Raw genomic sequence first — 5074 nt, 5'->3', positions numbered from 1 at the left:
AGTCGAGCGAGAAGTCCGCCAAGTCGAGCGAGAAGTCCGCCAAGTCGAGCGAGAAGTCCGCCAAGTCGAGCGAGAAGTCCGCCAAGTCGAGCGAGAAGTCCGCCAAGTCGAGCGAGAAGTCCGCCAAATCGAGCGAGGAGCTCTGATGTCAGAACCGTGTTTCTACTATAATGACCCTTTTGTCGATGGGATGCCGTCGATGCGATCATTCAAAGACGCGGCTTGATCAAGTGCACGTCCGAATCCTTTAAACATCGATTCGATGATATGATGGCTGTTTGCCCCATATGCCAGATTCATATGCAATGTGATGCTGGCATGATTGGCGAATGCCCGGAAAAACTCTTCCACAAGCTCTGTATCAAATGAACCGACTTTATCTTTCAAGCCATCGACGTGATAGACGAAGTACGGTCGCCCACTAATATCCACCGAAATGAAAGATAGTGCCTCATCCATCGGTGTTGTGACAGTCGCATAACGGGTGATCCCTGCTTTATCACCCAAGGACTCCTCAAACGCCTGGCCCAGAACAATTCCGGTATCTTCAACCGAATGGTGTTGGTCAACATCCAAATCGCCATCACAGTTCATGGTCAGATCAAATAACCCATGTTTGGTCATCAGTGTCAGCATGTGATCCAAAAAACCAATCCCTGTTTTAACTTGTGAGTGTCCCTTGCCATCCAGACTGATCTCCGCTGAAATGGCTGTTTCGGCTGTCTTCCGGCTAATCGTAGCACTACGCATCGCCCTCATCCTTTCTGATTTGGATTGCATTCGCATGCGCTGAGAGCCCTTCCGCACGGGCAAGTGATCCTATATCCCGGGAGACTCGATCAAGCGCGGTCGCCGAATAATGGATGACGCTTGATTTTTTGACAAAATCATAGACACCGAGCGGCGAGGAAAAGACTGCTGTTCCACTTGTCGGCAGCGTATGATTTGGCCCGGCCAAATAATCCCCCAGCGGTTCAGGCGAATAATCTCCGAGAAAAATCGCCCCTGCGTTCGTCACCTTCGCCAGATTTTCAAACGGCTCCCTGATCATCAGTTGCAAATGTTCCGGGGCAATCGAATTCGCCGTATCGAATGCTTCAGACAGTGATTCAGTCAGGATGATGCGGCCATTTAGCTTCATCGACTCCTGAATGATGGTTTTCCGCTTCAGCTGTTCCGTTTGTCTGGACATTTCATCTTGTACAGCTTCAGCAATTTGCCTGTCAGTGGTGATGAGCAATGGCCGTGCTGCTTCATCGTGCTCCGCCTGGGACAACAGATCCGCCGCCACAAAACGGGGCCGTGCTGTTTCATCGGCAATGATGCAAATTTCGCTCGGTCCGGCAATCATATCAATCGCAACATCACCAAATACCCACTTTTTAGCACGGGCAACATAGGCATTGCCTGGACCAACAATTTTAAAAACCTTCCTGATCGTTTCGGTACCGTAAGCGAGTGCTGCGATTGCCTGGGCACCACCAATTTTATAAACGGTATCGACACCCGCTTCCTTGGCAGCGGCTAACACATATGGGCTGACTTTTCCGTCCGGCTGTGGTGGTGTGGTCATAACGATCTCTTTCACCCCCGCCAGTTTTGCAGGAATGACATTCATCAACACAGAAGAAGGATAGGACGCTTTTCCGCCTGGTATGTAGACCCCAACCCGTTCAATCGGTGTCACTTTCTGTCCCAGCGTTATGCCGCCTTCCTGATTCATAAACCAGGATTGTTCCGTCTGGTTGGCATGAAACGCCGTGATGTTTTCCAGGGCCTTTTGAATAGCCGCTTTAAATGCATCACTGACTGCCTCTTGTGCCTCTACAAATTCCGCTTCTGACACAATCATCTCATCAAGCCTGACACCATCCAATTTTTCCGTCAGGCTGTAAAGCGCGTCATCACCCGAGCACCGGACCTTGGAAATGATGTCGCCTACAACCGCGTCCAATTGGCTGGCATCGGCCGGTTCTGCTTGATTGCGTTGTTCCTGTAAAAATTCCTTCGCTGTTATAACCTTCATTTTCGCGTCACTCCAAACCGGTTTGTAAGGTGTTGATAAAGGCATGCACGCTTTCAGACTTGGTGGTGAAGCTCGCTTTGTTAACAATCAGACGGGTACTGACAGCGTCCATTTCTTCAAGGATCGTCAGACCGTTTTCCCTGATGGTGTTTCCGGATTCGACAATGTCGACAATCACATCAGCCAGGCCAATGATGGGTGCCAGTTCCACCGATCCATTTAACTTAATGGTTTCGATGGGAACGCCTTTTTTTTGGAAATGGCTCTTCGCAACGGCCGGGTATTTGGATGCGACCGTCAGCACATTGTTTTTGGGCGGCTCTTCACCATTAAAGCCGGCCACAGCAAATTGGCACTGTCCCAGCTGCAAATCGAGTATTTCATAAATGTCCTTCCTGGCTTCCATAATGTTGTCTTTGCCGACGATCCCCAGATCCGCCGCACCATTTTCCACGTAAGTCGGGACATCAACGGCTTTCACGAAAATAAGCTTGATCAGGCCCGCAGCATCATAGAATACCAGCTTCCTGGATTGATCGCTGAAATCATCGAAGTGAATCCCGACTTTTTCCAATAGTTTGATAGAATCGTCAGCCGTCCGTCCTTTTGCCAGTGCTAATGTAAGCATGTTCACTCAAGTTTCCCTCATTTCTGTTCGCAGCAGCTGTTCCAGTTCGTCCACACTCTGAAATGGCATTTGTTTCTGCTTATGGACAAGTAACGATTTTTCGTTTGTAACGTAAACAGTACATGTGGTTGGAATACTGCCTTTATCAATCGGTTGTGTGAGCACTTGATAGCCGGCATTCCGGAGCTTGCTTGCGGCCGGTAAGGCTTCTTGGATGCTGCTTTGCTCGTAATAAATGACCACCTCGACCGTATCTTCTATCCGCTCCACCTGTCCGGCATTTTTCCTGGCTTCCAGTAAATAATCAATAATGCAGCCAAATCCAATCGCCGGGATGTCTGCACCGAATTGTTTCGTCAGGTCATTATACCTGCCACCCATTAATACTGGCTTGCTGTAGCCAGTGAGATACCCCTGAAAAATGATTCCCGAATAGTAGTTCATATGATTGATCAGACCCAGATCGAAAACAACGGAATCCTGAATGCCATACACTGTTAACAGATGATAAACCTGCTTTAGATATTCGATTGTCTGTTTCATGTTGTCATTCAGGGTGATCGTCAGTGCTTTTTCAATGACATCCCGCGGGTCCCCATACAGTAAGGGGATTCGTTTGATGGCCTCGGAGATTGACTCTTCCACAGAAAGGTCATTCAGAAATGGTCCGATTTCGACGAGGTTCTTCGATTGGATCAGTTCCTGCAATTTTCTAAGTTCTTCCGTTGAAATCGGCAACTCCTCAATCAGGTCTTTGAAAAAACCGGCATGACCAATCTCGACTTTGAATTGATCAAATTGCAAATCCTGCAACAGATGAACAGCTAGCGCAATCGTTTCGGCATCATTTTCCGGTGTATTTTCGCCAAAGCATTCAACTCCGGCTTGGGTGAATTCTTTATGATGGCTTTTGTCCTGAGGCTGCCGGAAAACATCCTGCACATAAAACAGTCTCCGGCGTGTTGTCTTTTCCGCTGCCATCCGACGGGCAACCGGTATGGTCACATCAGGCCTGAGTACAAGGACGTCACCGGAAGGGTCGATTGTTTTAATCATGTTGTGCTTGCCGACAGTCCCAATCAGGGATGCGTACATATCATAATCCTGAAATGTACTTGTGCCGGTTTCCTGATAACCATAGGTACGAAAACGCGCTCTTATGGCCGACAAGAGACGGCTTTCCAGCTGATAATCAGTCTGACTCAGGTGATGTCCGGCATCCGTTACATATGATTGCATAACCAAAACTCCATTCGGGTATTTGCTTTACTACTTTATCGCTTTATCTTATTAAAGTTAATAGTTATTTTAGCTTTCAATCGGGGAAAAGTCAATAGGGTAATGAATATTTTTGGAATGGGCAGAATATAAACTAGAACAAGAACATGCCAATGTGGAAATTAAGTGTATTTATCGATACTGTTTATTTTCATTTCGTGCTCTACACTACCTCCTAATGCATAATATTTAACTAAGGGTTTTGAAATTAACCGATTTTTAAAATTATTTCAATTGATTCAAATGGAAGGATAATGGTAAAATAACCTATAAAGTTTGTGAAAGCATTCATGAAGATGAGATAATTGGAGGGTTTTAAGTGGGGCGAAGTATAAGAATTTTAAAACGGAGTAGGATATTTTATATATTAGTTTTAGCTTTACTCAATATGACGTATGTGTCAATTGAGATTTACAAGTCAAAAATTAGTAAACCTTTGCTGGAAAACTCAAAAATAACTCAATTAGAGTTTGCCAAACTCGAATCAATGTCTAATTATGCACTTCTTTTTGAAACAGCTTTTCTAATCATATCGGTTATTTGGACTTTATTGATGTTTACAAAAAAATATGAACCTACAATTAAAAGTTCAATCCCCATTCAATTGTTATTACTGGTATCCTTACTTATCTTGAACTGTACTTTATCTTGGCTTTTCGATGCTCCTATTGGGAATTTGACACAGCTGCTGTTCGGCCCTATAGTATTTACAAGTGGGGCAGTTATTTATTTCTTGTTGTCTAAGCTTTTGTCAGGGTGTACTAAATATAATCCAGGGGACCCTAGTTCCTCATGACCTTTTGTCAGAATGACAGGAAACAGGTGTAGACAGATATAGAAAAAAATGAATAGACTGTTTGGAGAGCTTATTGTATAATATAGAATATTATTGTCAAATGAAAAAGTCACTGTTTTTCGGAAATTGCGGATTAGTAATCGAACCATGCGACTTGCAACCGTGGTTTTTGATTGCATTGGCAGTCCGTTGAGTGAATAATATACAAGTTAAGTTATAAACTCAACTTTCGCAGCACAAATTAGGCAGATAAGCCTTGATATAATTGGGCAAGGCGGAAAACCATTGATGTAATTGACCTTTGATTAGTTGTTTGAATTTGTTATTGGTCTTTTTTAAAGCATCT

At 44.8% G+C, this 5074-nt stretch carries 5 protein-coding genes; 1 reads left to right on the top strand and 4 read right to left on the bottom strand.

The genetic code is table 11. The features are described 5' to 3' along the window. Positions 1–165: 165 nt before the first annotated feature. Genes hisB through hisZ form a run of 4 tightly spaced genes read right to left on the bottom strand, consistent with a single transcriptional unit; the run spans position 166 to position 3893 of the window. Positions 166–750: an imidazoleglycerol-phosphate dehydratase HisB gene (gene hisB / locus E4U82_RS19135; protein WP_135111841.1), complete on the bottom strand. Its 585-nt coding sequence runs from the start codon at positions 748–750 to the stop codon at positions 166–168. Continuing rightward, positions 743–2026: a histidinol dehydrogenase gene (gene hisD, locus E4U82_RS19130; protein WP_135111840.1), complete on the bottom strand. Its 1284-nt coding sequence runs from the start codon at positions 2024–2026 to the stop codon at positions 743–745. The genes hisB and hisD overlap by 8 nt, the downstream gene beginning before the upstream one ends. A 7-nt stretch (positions 2027–2033) precedes the next feature. After that, positions 2034–2654, bottom strand: a complete 621-nt coding sequence (gene hisG, locus E4U82_RS19125; protein ID WP_342447748.1) for an ATP phosphoribosyltransferase — start codon at positions 2652–2654, stop codon at positions 2034–2036. Between the two features lie 6 nt (positions 2655–2660). Then, positions 2661–3893, bottom strand: coding sequence for an ATP phosphoribosyltransferase regulatory subunit (hisZ, locus tag E4U82_RS19120; RefSeq protein ID WP_135111838.1), 1233 nt, complete (start codon positions 3891–3893; stop codon positions 2661–2663). A gap of 358 nt (positions 3894–4251) precedes the next feature. Between hisZ and E4U82_RS19115 the strand changes: the two genes are divergently transcribed. Beyond that, a complete protein-coding gene (locus E4U82_RS19115; RefSeq protein WP_135111837.1) occupies positions 4252–4728 on the top strand; it encodes a hypothetical protein in 477 nt (158 codons plus the stop codon). Positions 4729–5074 lie beyond the last annotated feature (346 nt).

Origin of the sequence: Lentibacillus salicampi, assembly GCF_004565465.1 — a bacterium.
Lineage (GTDB): Bacteria > Bacillota > Bacilli > Bacillales > Amphibacillaceae > Lentibacillus > Lentibacillus salicampi.
The sequence above is the reverse complement of the archived record's forward strand: the minus strand, read 5'-3'. Positions and strand labels throughout refer to the sequence as shown.

Coding starts and splice junctions, on each gene's coding strand:
- hisD (WP_135111840.1), bottom strand. CDS start 2,026: ATGAAGGTTATAACAGCGAAGGAATTTTTACAGGAACAACGCAATCAA.
- hisG (WP_342447748.1), bottom strand. CDS start 2,654: ATGCTTACATTAGCACTGGCAAAAGGACGGACGGCTGACGATTCTATC.
- hisZ (WP_135111838.1), bottom strand. CDS start 3,893: ATGCAATCATATGTAACGGATGCCGGACATCACCTGAGTCAGACTGAT.
- hisB (WP_135111841.1), bottom strand. CDS start 750: ATGCGTAGTGCTACGATTAGCCGGAAGACAGCCGAAACAGCCATTTCA.